Raw genomic sequence first — 15,864 nt, 5'->3', positions numbered from 1 at the left:
TCGCGCGCTTGAAGAGCAGGTGGATACTTTGATGCAAACCCTTTCCCTGCCTGGTTCGCCAAGGCCAATAGTTCCTTGAACCGATGCGCAAGCATCCGGAACGATCTTTACCTTGCGGGCGTGAGCGTTTCGATAGTTCACAGTGCCAGCCTCGAGCTGGTCACTCCCTGAGCTGCTTAATGCACCCAAAGCAGAGTAGCCGTTCCACCTTGAACCTTAGGGTTCAGGATGACGGCCTAGCGGCTAAGGCGGGGAATTCATGTCTTTAAGTGACATCTTCATGTTGATGTTGTGCGGCGCAGCCTCTGGATTTTTAGCAGGACTTCTTGGTATTGGCGGCGGAATGCTTTTGGTGCCCTTCATGATTTTGGTTTTTAATCATCTGGGTTTTAGCCAAACAGTCATTGTGCATATGGCGATTGCTACTGGCATGGCCACGATTTTGTTCACAACCTCTTCTGCTATTTGGGCACATCACAAACATGGCTCCATTGACTGGAAGTTAGTTGCCTCACTAAGCCCAGGAATGATTTTTGGCGGACTCATTGGAGGCAGCGAACTATTTGAGGCTCTCAAAACTTCTTGGCTATCACTATTCTTTGCTATTTTTATAGTCTACACATCGATTCAGATGCTATTAAATAAGAAACCTAAAGCAGGTAGAGATCTGCCAGGTAACTTAGGTCTATTTTCGTTTGGAGCATTTGCAGGAGCTTTAGCCAGCTTGGTGGGTGCAGGCGGCGCTTTCATCACAGTACCCTTCATGCTTTGGTGTAACGTCAAACCACACACTGCTATGGCAACCTCATCTGGACTAGGTTTACCAGTTGCTGCGGCTGCTACGATTGGCTATATGTATGGCAGTTGGGGAAACCCGAATCTCCCCAGCGGCTCCCTAGGATTTGTTTACCTACCGGCTGTTGCCTGCATTGTGGGGGTAAGCATCTTTACTGCCCCTTATGGCGCAAAGATGGCTAGAAAACTCGATATCGCCCAACTCAAAAGAGTGTTTGGTATCTTGCTATTCTTCCTTGCAGCCTTCATGTTTAATGAAAGCCGCAAGGCATTTGGTTTCTAAAGCTTACTTCGTGTATTGCTGACGCAAAATATTCTTTTGCACTTTACCCATGGCATTACGCGGTAAGTCAGCAACAATTTCTAAACGCTTCGGAATCTTGAAGTTTGCAATTTGTGATTTCAAAGTAGTAATCATCGCTTCGGCATTGAGTTTGGCTCCAGCCTTGGGCACAACGACTGCCATTACGGCCTCACCAAAATCAGGATGTGGAATGCCGATAACAGCGCTCTCATCCACACCATCCATATCGTCGATAAAGCCTTCGATTTCCTTAGGATAGACGTTATAGCCACCGGAAATAATCAGATCCTTGCTGCGGCCAACGATGCATAAGTATTCCTGAGGCGCTTTACCGCCATTTGCATCACCGCCCCAGCGGCCAACGTCACCAGTCTTAAACCAACCATCTTTAGTGAACTCTTCGGCAGTCTTCTCCGGCATGCGCCAGTAGCCCTTAAATACGTTCGGGCCTTTGACTTGGATACTACCAATTTCATTTACCTTACATGGCTTGCCATCTTCACCAACAACGCGGACCTTAACTCCAGGTAGTGGTAAACCAACAGAGCCACCGACACGTTTACCTTGATAAGGGTTGGAAACCAGCATCACGGTCTCACTCATGCCGTAGCGCTCGAGAATCGGCTGGCCAATCACTTCTTTGAAAGTGTTAAAGGTCTCAGTCAATAAAGGTGCAGAACCTGAAATGAATAAACGCATATTGCGTGTTACTTGCTTGGTGAACGTCTTATCAGCCAACAAGCGAACATAAAATGTTGGTACGCCCATCATGACTGTGGATGCAGGCATATGCTTGATGAGCTGCGCAGTATCGAGGCGTGGCAACCAAATCATCTTGCTACCATTAATCAGTGCGCCATGGGCTGCTACAAATAAACCGTGAACGTGAAAGATTGGCAAAGCATGCAAGAGCACATCGCCTTTTTTCCAACCCCAAAATTTTTGCAATACCTGAGCATTGCTACCCAGATTTTTGTGCGTGAGCATAGCGCCCTTGCTACGGCCAGTCGTACCAGAGGTATACAAAATAGCTGCGAGGTCATCATCTTTGGCAGCGACCGTTTTGAATTGATCGCTTAGACCACCTGCGCGCTCCAATAAGGTTCCGGTACGATCCTCATCCAAGGTAAAGACATGCTTAGTACCTTCTTTAAAGGCCACCTTAGATACCCAAGAGAAATTCTTGCTGCTGCATACCACCACTGCTGGCTCGGCATTCTCCAGGAAGTATTGAATTTCAGCTGCTTGGTAAGCGGTATTTAAAGGAAGGTATACATAGCCCGCACGAATGGTTGCTAAATACAAAAACAGCGCCTCAGGTGACTTTTCTACCTGCACCGCCACCCTTGCACCGGCGGGGAGCTTAAGACCCTTGAGTAAATTTGCCATCTTGGCAGTGGCGCGCTCAAGATCACTCCAGGAGTAATACAAGCCATCATGCGTTTCAAGAGCACATGCTTTTTTATCTTTTGGAAAACCTTTTTCCAGCAACGAATACAAATTCATGAAAACATTCCTCAGTCAAATCTTTTGCAAAATATGTCAATACGCCTTTGGAGGACCCATTACGAGATCAGATAAGCCTGTAGCAATTTCTGGCACAAAGCACAACAACACTACAGAAAGAATCATGATTACAACGAATGGAAATACACCACGAATAATCTCATTGAGGGAAATATCTGGAGCAATATTTTTAATCACGAAAATATTGAGTCCTACTGGCGGATGAATCAAGCCAGTTTCCATCACTATGGTCATCACCACACCAAACCAAACCAAATCAAACCCTGCAGATCTTAAGGGTGGAAGGAAAATTGGCGCTGTCATCAAAATAATAGAAACGGGGGGCAAGAAGAATCCCAAAATAATGACAAGAATCAAAATAGCTGCCAATAAACCCCAGCGTCCAAGCCCCAAATCAACAATCGCTTGGGCTGCCGATTGACTTAGGTGTAAGTGACTCATCACATTAGAAAAGAGCAATGACATGCCAATGATGAACATCAGCATGGTGGATTCTTTGATGGTTGCTTGCAATAGGGGTGACATATCTTTAATACGCCACATTTTGTAAATTCCAGCAATCAATGCGAATGCCAAAATAGCACCAAGACCCGCAGTTTCAGATGGAGTTGCGTAGCCACCATAAAGAGCGATCATCACACCTATTAACAGAACTAAGAATGGAATAACCCGCGGCAAAGAGTTCATCTTTTGCTGCATGGTGTAGGTCTGGCGTTCTAAAATAGGCTGCTGAGGACCGCCAACTTTCACAACCTCTAATGCTCGGTTGTATTCCTTACGGAAACGGAAAACGGTGTAAATTGAAAAGAAGATTACCAGCATTAAGCCAGGACCAATTCCAGCCAAGAACAAGCGTCCTAATGATTGCTCGGCAGCCACTGAATATAAAATCATCGTAATCGACGGAGGAAGCAAGATACCTAAAGTTCCACCCGCAGCAATAATACCGGCCGCTAGACCCGGAGAATAACCACGTTTACGCATCTCAGGAATGCCTGCACTGCCAATTGCAGAACAGGTTGCAGGGCTTGAGCCTGCCATCGCAGCAAATAAAGCACACGCCAATACGTTTGCAACGCCCAATCCGCCAGGAACCTTGCCCAACCATACATGTAATGCCTCGTACAAGTCCTGACCAGCCCTTGAGCGACCAATTGCCGCCCCTTTCATAATGAATAAGGGAATTGAAAGCAAGGTAATACTTGCCATTTCCTCATACACGTTTTGCGTCACCGTATCTAGAGAAGATAGGGGCATGAAAAAAATCATAAAGATAACTGCCACAGATCCTAATGAGAATGCGATAGGCATCCCCGAAAACATAATCAATAAAGTGACAATGCCGAATAACAATCCAAGAGCCAGTATTGACATGATTAATTAACCTTTGCCGGCTTAGATAGATCACCAAATACTTGGAGCAGTATTTGCAATGCAAGCAAGGACATACCAAAGGCCATCATGCTGTAAGGAATCCATAGAGGAGGCGCCCAAGAAGAGGAAGTCACTTGTCCGTCAATCCAGGATTCATGAAATAAGGTCCAGGATTTCCACGCAAAGAATGCACAGAAAGCACATGATGCTATATCAATTAAAACAACCCGTAATTGATTAACCGCTTTAGGCAACATCGTGGAAATCGCAGAGATTCCAACATGTCCACGAAATTGCTGCACATAAGCACCACATAAGAAAGTGGCGCCGACTAGGCAAAAAACTGCTGCCTCATCTTGCCAATCAGTTGTAGCTCCAAACAATGCGCGGGATGCAACGCTGTAACTCAAAATGACTGATGCTGCAATTAAGGCCAATGACCCTAAAAATAACATCAACTTATTAATGGCAGAAACTAAGCGATCCGCAGTCTGTAATAGTGGCATCATCGCTTTAGACCACTTTTTCCGCTGCTCTTAACAATGCCGCGCAATTCTCATTTTTCTCGGAATAATCTTTCCAAGCACTTTCACGAGCAATGACCCTCCACTTATCAACAATCGTCGCATCAATATCGGTTACCTTGCTACCCGCTCGGGCATAAGCTAAAGCAGCCGTCTTATCGTCATCTTTTGCGGCCTCGATACCAAATTTTTCCATCTCAGCACCAGCAGCCATCAAGGCATCGCGTTGATCCTTAGGCAAAGCGTCAAAGATTTGTTTAGACATCAGCAATGGCTCCAGCATAAACCAATAGGATTTATTGCGAGCACTTGTAAATGCTTTAGCCAACTCCTCTAATTTGAATGACATAAAACTCGTAGAGGAGGTATAGGCTGCGTCCATTGCCCCAGTTTGCATGGCGGCATAGATTTCATTTGAGGGCAAAGAAATCACTGAGGCGCCGGCCGCTTTGAGCATCAGGTCAAACTCACGGCTTCCACCGCGAATTTTCATACCCTTTGCATCTTCAGGAAGAACCAATGATTTGGTTTTGCTGGCAACTCCACCCGCCTGCCAAATCCAACTCAATATCACAATCCCCTTATCTTCCAAGGATTTAGTCAATAAACGACCTACTTCAGCTGTTTTCCATTTGGCCGCTTGCTCATAACTCGTTACAAGAGCTGGCATCAAACCAATATTGACTTCTGGCACTTCACCGCCAGCATATGGCAGGGGGAATAAAGAAATATCTAAAGCGCCCTTACGCAATGCACTAAATTGGGCATTGGTTTTCATCAATGAAGATCCTGGATATACCTGGAACTTCAATGCGCCTTTTGTACGCTTTTCAACTGACTCAGCAAATTTACGACATAGGCGATCACGAAAATCACCTGCTTGGATGGTGCCACCAGGAAATTGATGGGAAATATTCAAAGTTTTGGTAGCACCTTGAGCTGCTACTGGAGAACTCATTGTGGTGACGCCAACAAAAGGCAGCGCTGCAGAACCGGCCAGCAATTGACGACGCAAAGCATTTGGCTTAGACGTGCCAGAACCTGAATGAAATTTATTACCCATAACAATCTCCTAGATCAGTATTTTTATATGTTTATTTAATTGCTGTTATATCGAATCCAACAACCCTAGCCTTTACCCCACATTCTAAAGGGAATTGCTGCATATCTCGCTTCAGAAGCCCACTACCTTAATTTGAAGGCCTAGGGCTGCATTAAACGACCAACAGCCCTGGAATAATCGATTTCACCTTGCGTAAAACGCTCATGATTTTCTTCAACCGAGGATAGATCGTACAAATAGTTCACCATGAGTGAAGCAGATTGGCGCAAACCCTTTCGAGAAAGATCGCCTGCCCAATTAATTTGATGCAATCTTGCACCGTTACCTAAATGGAACTTCGCTACAGGATTACCGTTTCTGCCTGCAGATCCAAGTCCTAAGTAAATACTGGCCAAGCAGAGCAATGCAGCTTTTTCTTTCTCGGTAGCATTGTCCGGATGCCAACCTGCACTTAAGCGCTCAGTCCATGAGCGATTACTCAGCCCCATAGTCTCGAGTGCTTGTTCGCGTGCTGTTCGAATTGCAGGCTTTAATTGCACGGTCGACTTCTGATCGCCAATCTCTGCGCCAGCTGCTATCCAATCAACAAATCCAGGAATAGGAGACAAGGTCACAAATGTCTTCAAACTAGGAAACTCGGCGTGCAACTGTTCAGCAACACGCTTAATCAAGAAATTACCCATGGATACACCCCGCAATCCTGGCTCACAGTTACTGATGGAATAAAAAGCAGCCACCTTATAGTGAGACGATTGATGCATAGTCTCTGCTTTTTTATCCACCAAAGGGGTAATGACTGCAGGAATTTCTGGCAGCAGTGCAACTTCCACAAAAATCAGGGGCTCATTAGGCAGCTGTGGATGAAAGAATGCAAAACATCTACGATCCGGCTGCAGGCGGCGGCGCAAGTCATCCCAACCATCAATGGCGTGCACTGCCTCATGCTGAATTAACTTCTCGAGTACCTCAGCAGGCGACTTCCAGTCGACACGATGCATCTTCAAGAAACCGGGATTAAACCAAGAAGAGAGTAAGTGGCGCAAGTCAAAATCTACCGCAGTTAACTCTGGTTGCTTTTCCAATAACTGCAAAAGATCTCTGCGCATCTCAACAAGAGCTGCAGTGCCATTCGTTGCGCGATTTAATCGACGAAATAATTCTTGTCTTGGAGGTTCGGTGACACGTTGTAATTTAATGTAATTACGCGCACTCGCTTCTGCTGAAAAATGCTGCGCAGCAGTCATCACTGCAGCAGGATTGGGATTGAGCTTTTCAAACAAGAAGGTAAAAAATTTACCGTGCTGGTCTTTAGACAGCTTGCGATAGTTAGTAATGACATCGTCAGCCATGCTGACTGCATTAGACTCGCCTCGCTCAGAAATAAGGCGATTTACAGCACCAGTCAGGCGCGAAAAATAGCGGGCTTTGGCAAGCTTCTCAAGCATGTATTTCTTTCAAAGAAAGGTAATCATAAGGTGGATGAAATCAGATTTCAAGCACTGATGACAATCATAGTGAAAATTAGAAAGACTTGTTTGAATGGCCCTGGAAGTTGCTTGGGGCCATCCGGGGTTTGGCCATTAGCGAATATTTAGGCTGATTTGGATTTAAAGGCAGTCATGAGATAGATGCCAAAAACAATCATTGGCACGCACAGCCACTGACCCATCGAAAGCCCCAGCCCCAACAAGCCCAAAAAGGCATCAGGTTCGCGAGCATATTCCGCCAGAAAGCGACACACACCGTAACCGAGCAAGAAGAAGCCAGAAACCTGACCTACACGGCGTGGCTTACCAGAGTAGATCCACAGGGCAATACCAAGCAAGACGCCCTCGCCCAGCAATTGATAAATCTGTGAGGGGTGACGCGGAACAGAATCCACCAATGGAAATACCATCGCCCAAGGGAGATCTGTTGGTCTTCCCCAGAGCTCACCATTAATAAAGTTTCCAAGGCGCCCAAACGCTAAACCGAATGGCACCAATGGCGCCACTAAATCGCTCACGACAAAGAAGGTGGTTCTACGCTTGTGCGCAAACCAGTAAAGCGCAATCAACACCCCTAAGAGACCACCATGAAAAGACATGCCGCCTTCCCAGATCTTCAAAATATCCAAAGGGTGGGTAAGGTAGTGGGCTGGCATATAAAACAAGGTATAACCAATTCGACCACCTAGTACGACACCCAAGACACCGGCAAATAAAAGGTCTTCTAGATCCTTGTAGGACCAACCCAATGCTTGATAACGTGGCGCCCGAATACGCAAACGACCCAATAGTAAAAATTGCGCAAAGGCTAAGAGGTACATCACCCCATACCAATGAATTGCAAAAGACCCTAGGCGAATCGCCGCTGGATCAATCTGAGGATGAATCAACATGATTAGCTTTTCGACTGATCGAAGTTATGCAGCTCATGACCCAAGTCACGATAAGCCTTGTAACGCTCACGCCCAGCAAGACGCTCCGCCTCATTCACTGTGACCACTTCCACAATTCTGGGAAAGCGCGCCACTAACGCCGCGACATCCTGAGGCATACGCATTCCTAAATGGATCATGATGTCGGCATGAGGAATGTGATTTAAGGCGGCAGAAGCAAAATCATCCGTGAGTACTATTGGAGTTTCAGCTGCAGCTTCATCATCAATATAGCAATGGGGTAAAAAATCCGCACTACTAAATGTCCAAAGTAACTCATCGAGTTTTTGTAAGTCAGCCTTTTCGCCAACCATCACAATATTGCGAACCGGTTGGCCGCTGGTGGTATCGCTCCAGATTTTTCTAGTTAAACGACACGCATATTGCAACTTATCGGCAACATTACTGTGAAAATCAATTCGAGCCATGATGAATGTACTAAGCGCCTTCAGGAAACTTAGTGTTGCTCAAGCAAGAAATTGAGAAGCAATGGCACGGGGCGCCCAGTAGATCCTTTAGCTGCGCCACTCTTCCAAGCTGTCCCGGCGATATCTAAGTGAGCCCACTTATATTTTTCAGTGAAACGCGATAAGAAACAGGCTGCAGTTACGCTACCAGCAGGCCTACCACCAATATTCGCCACATCAGCAAAATTCGATTTCAATTGCTCGTGATATGCAGCGTCCAAAGGCAAGCGCCACACTGTATCTAAAGAGGCTTGACCAGCTTTGGTTAAAGCATGCACCAGACCTTCATCATCCGAGAACAAGCCGCTGTGTACATGACCTAAGGCGATAATACAAGCGCCGGTCAGCGTAGCGACATCAATAACAGCCTTAGGTTTAAAGCGCTCAACATACGTTAAGGCATCACACAAAATGAGGCGTCCTTCAGCATCGGTATTCAAAACCTCAATTGTCTGACCTGACATGCTTTTAACAATATCGCCAGGACGCGTTGCACCACCTGAGGGCATATTTTCACAAGTGGGAACTACACCGATGACATTCTTCTTGAGTTTCATTAAACCAGCGGCATACATTGTGCCGATAACCGACGCAGCACCACACATGTCGTACTTCATCTCATCCATGGCTTCGCCAGGCTTTAATGAAATGCCACCTGTATCAAAAGTAATTCCCTTGCCGACCAATACAATAGGGGCTTCGCCAGCCTTGCCACCTTGATGGCGCATCACGATAAATTGCGGCGGCGTATCAGAGCCCTTGGCTACCGATAAAAAGGAGCCCATACCCAATGCTTGAATTTGCTTCAGACCTAAAACCTCTACCTTGAGGCCGGCCTTCTTAGTGAGACCCTGAGCTGTTTTGCCTAAATACGTTGGCGTGCAGATATTCGGCGGGAGATTGCCCAAATCTTTCGCAAGATTCATTCCCTCTACCATTGCAATGCCTTGGGCTACGGCATCCTTCAATTCTTTACTACAAGCATCATTGCCTGCAAATATTAAATGCTTAAAAGTGTCCGCTTGATCTTTAGCCTTAAATTTCATGGCAGGTTGACGCACGCCAAAACGATAAGCCTGATCACCAGCGTATTGAATCGTGAGACGCACTTCATCAGCAATAAAGCTGGTTTGATGTGCAAGTGAGAAGCTAGGAATAAACCATAGGGCATTCTCGATTGAACCGCCACTGAGTGATTTCAATGCTGCACGCGCAATCTTAGAAAAAGCAGTCAAACTACGATCACTTGTGAGGTGTAAATCCCCTAAGCTAATCAATAAAACGCGTTTTGCCTTTACGCCATTTGCACTCCAAGACTTTTCCGCGCGCAAGATACATACTGAAGACTGCTTTGCATCTAAATCGCCCACTACATTGGCATGACTTACAGAGCCTCCCAACAAAAGATCAAGCTCCATCAACAGCCCAGATTTTGTTTTGGCGGCCTTACTACCACCAAAGCCTTCTAAGTCCGCCTTGGAATAAGCCAAGACTAGACAGTCAGTGGCATGAGCCAATAGGGTTTTCAGGCTAGATTTAAGGGATTTTTGATTTCCCAGGTCGGCTTGAGGGAAAATCTTGGTACTAAATTGAATTGTCATAATTTAATGCGTTATTAATAAGTAAATTCAAGGGGATAAAAGGATGTTTATCCATTATCCTCCGACATGAAGATGAACATCTGTATCTGCTCCAATATAAGCTATTTATCACCTTAATATCCCGTCTGATACCTATCCATTAGCACCTCATGATTTTTAAACAAGCCCTACGCCGAGAACTCAGCTTTACGACTGGTGGGGTTTTTTTGGTTTTGGTGACCATTATGATCACCTCACTGGTGATTCGCATTTTGGGCTTTGCTGCAAATGGTGCCGTTAATCCTGAGGATGCTTTAGTCCTGATTGCTTTAGCAACATTAGGTTACTTAGCAGTACTGCTAACAGTCTCCCTATTTGTTGCCACACTAATTGTGTTGGTGCGCTGGTACAAAGACTCAGAAATGATTGTGTGGTTTGCAAGCGGCTTGAGCGTGACCAACTTAATCCGTCCTATTTTGCAATTTGCAATTCCACTCATCATCATTATTGCTCTGCTGGCACTCTTTGTATGGCCTTGGGCAAATCGAGAATCCACACTCATCAGTCAACGCTTCCAACAACGCGATGATGTTTCCATGGTGACTGCTGGTCAATTTAAAGAATCAGCCAAGGCGGAACGCGTCTTCTTTATTGAAGAATTGGATGTTGATAAAAGCGAAGTGAAGAATATTTTTGTTGCTGATAATAAAAATGGGCGCTTGAGCATTGCAGTAGCTTCAACTGGCTACGTACAAAATGGAGAGGGCGGTGAAAAGTCCATTGTCCTTCATCGGGGTCGCCGCTATGAGGGTCACCCTACTGAGCCGAACTTTAGAATTCTAGAATTTAATGAATATGACACCAAGATCCGCAGTAAAGATGCCATGGCGCCAGCTCCACGCGACCGTGAAAAGACCATCACCGAGCTCTTAAATGATCCTAACCCCATTGCTGCCAACCCCAATCGGGCCGAGATCTTGTGGCGCGTTGGGTTGCCGCTCATGGCTTTGGGCTTGGTATTGATTGCCATCCCACTGGCTTACGTTAATCCTAGGCTGGGCAGCTATACCGCCATGTTCTATGCGGTATTAATTTATTTGATTTACAGCAACCTACTGAATCTGACGCAAAACTTTGTTGCTCAAGGCAAGATCAATGTCTTTGTGGGGGTCTGGCCCATCCACCTCCTCGCACTCATCATTGCTACAGCCCTCATTCGGAACCGAATTAATCCTTCCATAAAATGGTGGCGTCGCCAACTCCCGGCTGCATTCGCGAAGAATAAAGCTTAGTTATGAAGCTCATTTTTCCATACATCTTTGAGCGCTATTTAGCCAAGCAAATATATGCTGCCTTTGGTTTCATCTTGTTCGCTCTTGTTGCGCTATTTTTATTCTTTGATATCTTGAGTGAGCTCGGCTCTGTGCAAGGGCAATATACTTTGCCGCTTGCTTTACTGCATGTGCTCCTCAAGGCGCCAAGCCGCATCTCAGAAATCATTCCGATCGCTAGTTTGATTGGCAGTATTTATGTCTTTGCTATGCTCGCCAGTCAATCCGAATTTACGATTTTGCGCATTGCTGGATTGGATGTGAAGCGGGGCTTAATTACTCTCGCCAAAATTGCGATTCCCTTAATTGCACTCATCCTTATCATGAGTGAATGGGTTGGCCCCTACTCTGAAGCCAAGTCAGATCAAATTCGAATGAAGGCCTTAGGCTCTTCTTTCTCGTCGCAATTTAGAACGGGTGTTTGGGTTAAAGATCGCCTGCGCGATGAAGATGGTAGTGGCCCCGTTCGCCCTGGCGTGCGCTATGTCAACGTTGGCAAAATTGATAAAGACAATGAAATTCGCAATATTCGGATGTATGAGTTTGATGATGTCTATCACCTACTCTCGATCAGAACCGCAGCCTCTGGACTTTTTGATCAATCGGGAACGTGGACTCTGAATGATGTTACCGAGACTCGTTTCAAAGAAACCAAACAGTCTGACCCACTAAATCCTGTTTTCGCTTCTCAGACCATCAAACATCCCACTATTACCTTAATGTCTGAGGTTACCCCTCAAATTCTGAACGTACTGCTCATCAGTCCGGAAAAAATGTCCATTTTGAGTTTGGCTCGCTTCATTAACCATCTCCAAGAAAACAAACAAGATGCGCAACGTCACTCCATCGCCTTTTGGAAGAAAGTGGTCTACCCCTTCATTATTTTCGTGATGCTGGCCCTGGCATTGCCCTTTGGCTTTCTAAAAGTTCGCGCTGGTAGCGTAGGTATTAAAGTATTTGGCGGAATCATGCTGGGAATGAGTTTTCAACTCTTTAACTCCCTCTTCTCAAATGTGGGCTTGCTAGGCTCGTGGCCAGCCCTCTTAACCGCTTTAACGCCACCTCTGCTCTATTTCATGCTGGCTTTAATAGGTCTTCGCTGGGTTTCTAAGGCTTAATACCCAAAAATCATTTAGAATTTGATTCCTATATCTTTGTTGATATATAGACAGGAGTCACTATGAATCTTCATCAATTTCGCTTTGTCCGGGAAGCCGTCCGACAAAACTTCAATCTGACTTCTGCTGCCAAGGCTCTATTTACGTCCCAGCCTGGTGTTTCTAAAGCCATTATTGAGCTAGAGGATGAGCTTGGAGTTGAAATCTTTCGCCGTCACGGCAAACGGATCCGCTCACTCACCGAGCCGGGAAAACGAATTTTGAGCTCTATTGAGCGAATTCTGGATGAGGTAGAGACGCTAAAGCGCGTTGGTAAAGATTTTGCTAGCCAAGATCAGGGCAACTTTGTGATTGCCACTACCCATACCCAAGCACGCTATGCGCTCCCAAAAGTACTTACCGAGTTTACGAAGCGCTTTCCAAAAGTACGCGTGAGTATTCAGCAAGGAAGCCCAGGTCAAATTGCCGAACTCCTCATACATGATCGTGCTGATATTGCCATTGCCACAGAAGGGATCGCCAATACGCCTGGTGTACTAGCACTACCAGGCTATCAATGGCAGCACGTCATCATGGTGCCATTGAGTCATCCCCTGCTCAATCAAGCCACTGTGACCTTAGAAGAAATCGCTAAATATCCCATCATCACTTATGACAAAGCCTTCGCAGGACGTAGCAAGATTGATGCCGCTTTTGCACAACGCAGCTTAAGCCCTGACATCATCCTTGAAGCGATTGATGCGGACGTGATTAAGACCTATGTAGAAGTTGGCATGGGTGTTGGGATCGTCGCAGGCCTCGCCTACGATGCCGATAAAGACCGCAATCTCAAAGTCATCCCAGTAGGTCACCTGTTTGGCAATAACGTTACTCATCTGGGCGTAAAGCAAGGTGCTTATCTGCGCTCTTTTGTTTACACCTTCATTGAGCTCTTCTCCCCAACGCTCACTAAGAAAATTGTCGAGCAGGCGATGAATAACGAATCGGAAACCTACGAGATTTAGCATTCAGTGAAATTCAAAGGCAGATTAGCCGTTTGAATGGTGCCTCGGGGCGGACTCGAACCGCCACGCCTTGCGGCACCGGATTTTGAGTCCGGCACGTCTACCAATTCCATCACCGAGGCAGGTGTTTGCAGTGGAAATTCTGCTGACTTTATTGCTTTGTTACTGCTAAGACATGAGAGTGTAACAAAAATTGGCTCAGCATCCCCTCCCTTTGGTCCAGAACCCCTTAAAATGAGGTCTTCTAGCCAAATTACTAAAAGGACTCACCCGCATGGCCGGCCATTCAAAATGGGCCAATATTCAGCACCGCAAAGGTCGTCAAGACGAAAAACGCGGCAAGATTTGGACCAAGCTCATCAAAGAAATTACCGTTGCCGCCAAAATGGGTGGCGGGGATATTGCGACTAACCCCCGTTTACGCCTGGCAATTGATAAAGCCAAAGATGCCAACATGCCAAATGACAACGTACAAAGAGCAATTCAACGCGGCACCGGCTCACTTGAGGGTGTGAACTACGAAGAAATTCGTTACGAAGGTTATGGCATTAATGGAGCAGCAATCATTGTCGATTGCTTAACCGATAACCGCACCCGTACTGTTGCCGAAGTTCGCCACGCTTTTAATAAAAATGGTGGGAACATGGGCACCGAAGGTTCGGTTGCTTTCTTATTTAAGCACTGTGGCCAAATGTTATTTGCGCCAGGTACTAATGAAGATCAACTCATGGAAGTGGCATTGGATGCAGGTGCAGATGATGTCATCACGCATGATGATGGTTCATTAGAAGTATTAACGCCCGTTCCTGATTTCCCTAAAGTGCAAGACGCCATTACCAAAGCTGGACTTAAACCTGAACTTGCTACGGTTGCAATGCGTCCTGAGACTGAAATTGCTCTCGAAGGTGATCAAGCAGAAAGTATGCAGAAATTACTCGATGCGCTTGAGAACTTAGATGACGTTCAGGACGTCTTCACCAACGCTGAGCTTTAAGCTTCCCATACTTTCATCATTACTTTAATTAATACAGACAGCTTGCTATGAAAATTCTATTAATCGGATCTGGCGGACGCGAACACGCATTGGCCTGGAAACTTGCTCAATCTCCTCAAGTGCAAACGGTATATGTCGCACCAGGAAATGGTGGCACTGCTTCAGCAAAGCAAACAGCAGCCGGCATTGAAAATCTTCCGATTACTGGACTACAAGAACTAGCGGACTTTGCTAAGCGCGAAAAAATTCACTTAACCGTAGTAGGACCCGAGGCTCCCTTAGCTGCAGGCATTGTGGACGTTTTCCGCAATAATGGTCTACGCATTTTTGGACCTACACAATTGGCAGCCCAATTAGAATCTTCCAAAGACTTCTCTAAAGCTTTCATGAAGCGTCATGGTATCCCTACCGCTGACTATCAAACTTTCTCCAATGCATTAGAAGCGCATGCCTATATTGATGCTAAAGGTGCACCCATCGTGATTAAGGCTGATGGCTTAGCAGCTGGTAAAGGTGTTGTTGTGGCAATGAGCTTAGAAGAAGCTCATGCTGCTGTTGACATGATGCTAGCTGATAACAAGCTTGGTAACGCTGGCGCTCGTGTTGTGATTGAAGAGTTCTTAACCGGTGAAGAAGCGAGCTTCATCGTCTTGGTAGATGGCAAACATGTATTGGCACTGGCTACTAGCCAAGATCATAAGCGCTTGCTCGATGCTGACCAAGGGCCGAACACTGGTGGCATGGGTGCTTACTCACCTGCTCCGGTTGTTACACCAGAAATTCATGCACGTGCATTACGCGAAGTCATCATGCCTACCGTTAAAGGCATGGAGTCTGACGGCATTCCTTACACCGGCTTCTTGTATGCTGGCCTAATGATTGCTCCTGATGGAAAAATCAAAACTTTAGAATTCAATTGCCGTATGGGTGATCCAGAAACACAACCCATCATGGCACGTCTTCGTAGCGATCTTGTGAATGCGCTCGATCATGCAGTAGATGGCACGCTCAATGAAGTTGAGCTTGACTGGGACCGTCGTACCGCTCTGGGCGTAGTACTTGCTGCACACAACTACCCTGATACACCGCGCAATGGTGACGTCATTACCGGCATACCTGCAGATACTGAAGATCAGATCACTTTTCATGCGGGCACTAAATTACTAGATGGCAAATTAGTAACTTCTGGTGGTCGTGTGATGTGCGTAGTTGGTCTTGCAGATACCGTTCGTGGCGCCCAGCAGAAGGCCTATGAAGCTATCGATCAAATCCAATTTGACGGCATGCAATATCGCAAAGATATCGGCTATCGCGCCATTAAATAATGTCAGTAATTGAGTAAAGAAAACACTTGGCAGATCAAC

General features: G+C 46.1%; 14 protein-coding genes, 1 tRNA gene and 1 other RNA gene. 7 read left to right on the top strand and 9 right to left on the bottom strand.

What is annotated here, in order from left to right; genetic code table 11:
• Positions 1-40 precede the first annotated feature (40 nt).
• Together ssrS and ICN47_RS00245 are read left to right on the top strand one after the other, a co-directional pair.
• Positions 41-259: non-coding RNA, 6S RNA (gene ssrS / locus ICN47_RS00250), on the top strand.
• Positions 260-1,078, top strand: a complete 819-nt coding sequence (locus ICN47_RS00245) for a sulfite exporter TauE/SafE family protein (protein WP_216217925.1) — start codon at positions 260-262, stop codon at positions 1,076-1,078. It abuts the RNA gene before it with no gap.
• Positions 1,079-1,081: 3 nt separating this feature from the next.
• Here ICN47_RS00245 and ICN47_RS00240 read toward each other — a convergent pair whose 3' ends face one another.
• From ICN47_RS00240 to ICN47_RS00205, 8 genes are all read right to left on the bottom strand, one after another.
• A complete protein-coding gene (locus ICN47_RS00240) occupies positions 1,082-2,605 on the bottom strand; it encodes a malonyl-CoA synthase (RefSeq protein ID WP_216217924.1) in 1,524 nt (507 codons plus the stop codon).
• Positions 2,606-2,641: 36 nt separating this feature from the next.
• Entirely contained in the window at positions 2,642-4,000 is a 1,359-nt protein-coding gene (locus tag ICN47_RS00235; protein WP_216217923.1) for a TRAP transporter large permease, read from the bottom strand.
• 2 nt (positions 4,001-4,002) lie between these two features.
• The gene (locus ICN47_RS00230) at positions 4,003-4,509 is read right to left on the bottom strand and encodes a TRAP transporter small permease (RefSeq protein WP_216217922.1); all 507 of its coding nucleotides are present in this window, start codon (positions 4,507-4,509) and stop codon (positions 4,003-4,005) included.
• Between the two features lie 4 nt (positions 4,510-4,513).
• A complete protein-coding gene (gene dctP, locus ICN47_RS00225; protein ID WP_370626228.1) occupies positions 4,514-5,587 on the bottom strand; it encodes a TRAP transporter substrate-binding protein DctP in 1,074 nt (357 codons plus the stop codon).
• A 140-nt stretch (positions 5,588-5,727) separates the two neighbouring features.
• Positions 5,728-7,032 carry a malonyl-CoA decarboxylase gene (locus ICN47_RS00220; RefSeq protein WP_216217921.1) on the bottom strand — a complete coding sequence of 435 codons (1,305 nt, stop codon included), beginning with the start codon at positions 7,030-7,032 and terminating at the stop codon, positions 5,728-5,730.
• Positions 7,033-7,178: 146 nt separating this feature from the next.
• The gene (lgt, locus tag ICN47_RS00215; RefSeq protein ID WP_216217920.1) at positions 7,179-7,967 is read right to left on the bottom strand and encodes a prolipoprotein diacylglyceryl transferase; all 789 of its coding nucleotides are present in this window, start codon (positions 7,965-7,967) and stop codon (positions 7,179-7,181) included.
• A 2-nt stretch (positions 7,968-7,969) separates the two neighbouring features.
• Entirely contained in the window at positions 7,970-8,434 is a 465-nt protein-coding gene (locus ICN47_RS00210) for a DNA polymerase III subunit chi (protein WP_216217919.1), read from the bottom strand.
• A gap of 29 nt (positions 8,435-8,463) precedes the next feature.
• On the bottom strand, positions 8,464-10,074 hold the full coding sequence (locus ICN47_RS00205; RefSeq protein ID WP_216217918.1) for a leucyl aminopeptidase: 1,611 nt from the start codon (positions 10,072-10,074) through the stop codon (positions 8,464-8,466).
• Between the two features lie 149 nt (positions 10,075-10,223).
• Here ICN47_RS00205 and lptF point away from each other — a divergent pair, with 149 nt between their 5' ends.
• From lptF to ICN47_RS00190, 3 genes are all read left to right on the top strand, one after another.
• A complete protein-coding gene (gene lptF / locus ICN47_RS00200) occupies positions 10,224-11,345 on the top strand; it encodes an LPS export ABC transporter permease LptF (RefSeq protein WP_216217917.1) in 1,122 nt (373 codons plus the stop codon).
• 2 nt (positions 11,346-11,347) lie between these two features.
• Positions 11,348-12,502, top strand: a complete 1,155-nt coding sequence (gene lptG / locus ICN47_RS00195; protein WP_216217916.1) for an LPS export ABC transporter permease LptG — start codon at positions 11,348-11,350, stop codon at positions 12,500-12,502.
• A gap of 62 nt (positions 12,503-12,564) precedes the next feature.
• Entirely contained in the window at positions 12,565-13,506 is a 942-nt protein-coding gene (locus ICN47_RS00190; RefSeq protein WP_216217915.1) for a CysB family HTH-type transcriptional regulator, read from the top strand.
• A gap of 37 nt (positions 13,507-13,543) precedes the next feature.
• On the opposite strand, the gene ICN47_RS00185 is transcribed toward ICN47_RS00190, so the two are convergent.
• Positions 13,544-13,628, bottom strand: a tRNA-Leu gene (locus ICN47_RS00185).
• Between the two features lie 152 nt (positions 13,629-13,780).
• Between ICN47_RS00185 and ICN47_RS00180 the strand changes: the two genes are divergently transcribed.
• Both ICN47_RS00180 and purD read left to right on the top strand, forming a co-directional pair.
• Positions 13,781-14,500 carry a YebC/PmpR family DNA-binding transcriptional regulator gene (locus ICN47_RS00180; protein WP_216217914.1) on the top strand — a complete coding sequence of 240 codons (720 nt, stop codon included), beginning with the start codon at positions 13,781-13,783 and terminating at the stop codon, positions 14,498-14,500.
• A gap of 47 nt (positions 14,501-14,547) precedes the next feature.
• Complete coding sequence (gene purD / locus ICN47_RS00175) at positions 14,548-15,825, top strand: phosphoribosylamine--glycine ligase (RefSeq protein WP_216217913.1); 1,278 nt, start codon at positions 14,548-14,550, stop codon at positions 15,823-15,825.
• Positions 15,826-15,864 lie beyond the last annotated feature (39 nt).

The sequence above is a fragment of the Polynucleobacter sp. AP-Latsch-80-C2 genome (genome assembly GCF_018882185.1).
Taxonomy (GTDB): Bacteria; Pseudomonadota; Gammaproteobacteria; order Burkholderiales; family Burkholderiaceae; genus Polynucleobacter.
This window is presented reverse-complemented; position numbering and strand designations above follow the sequence as displayed.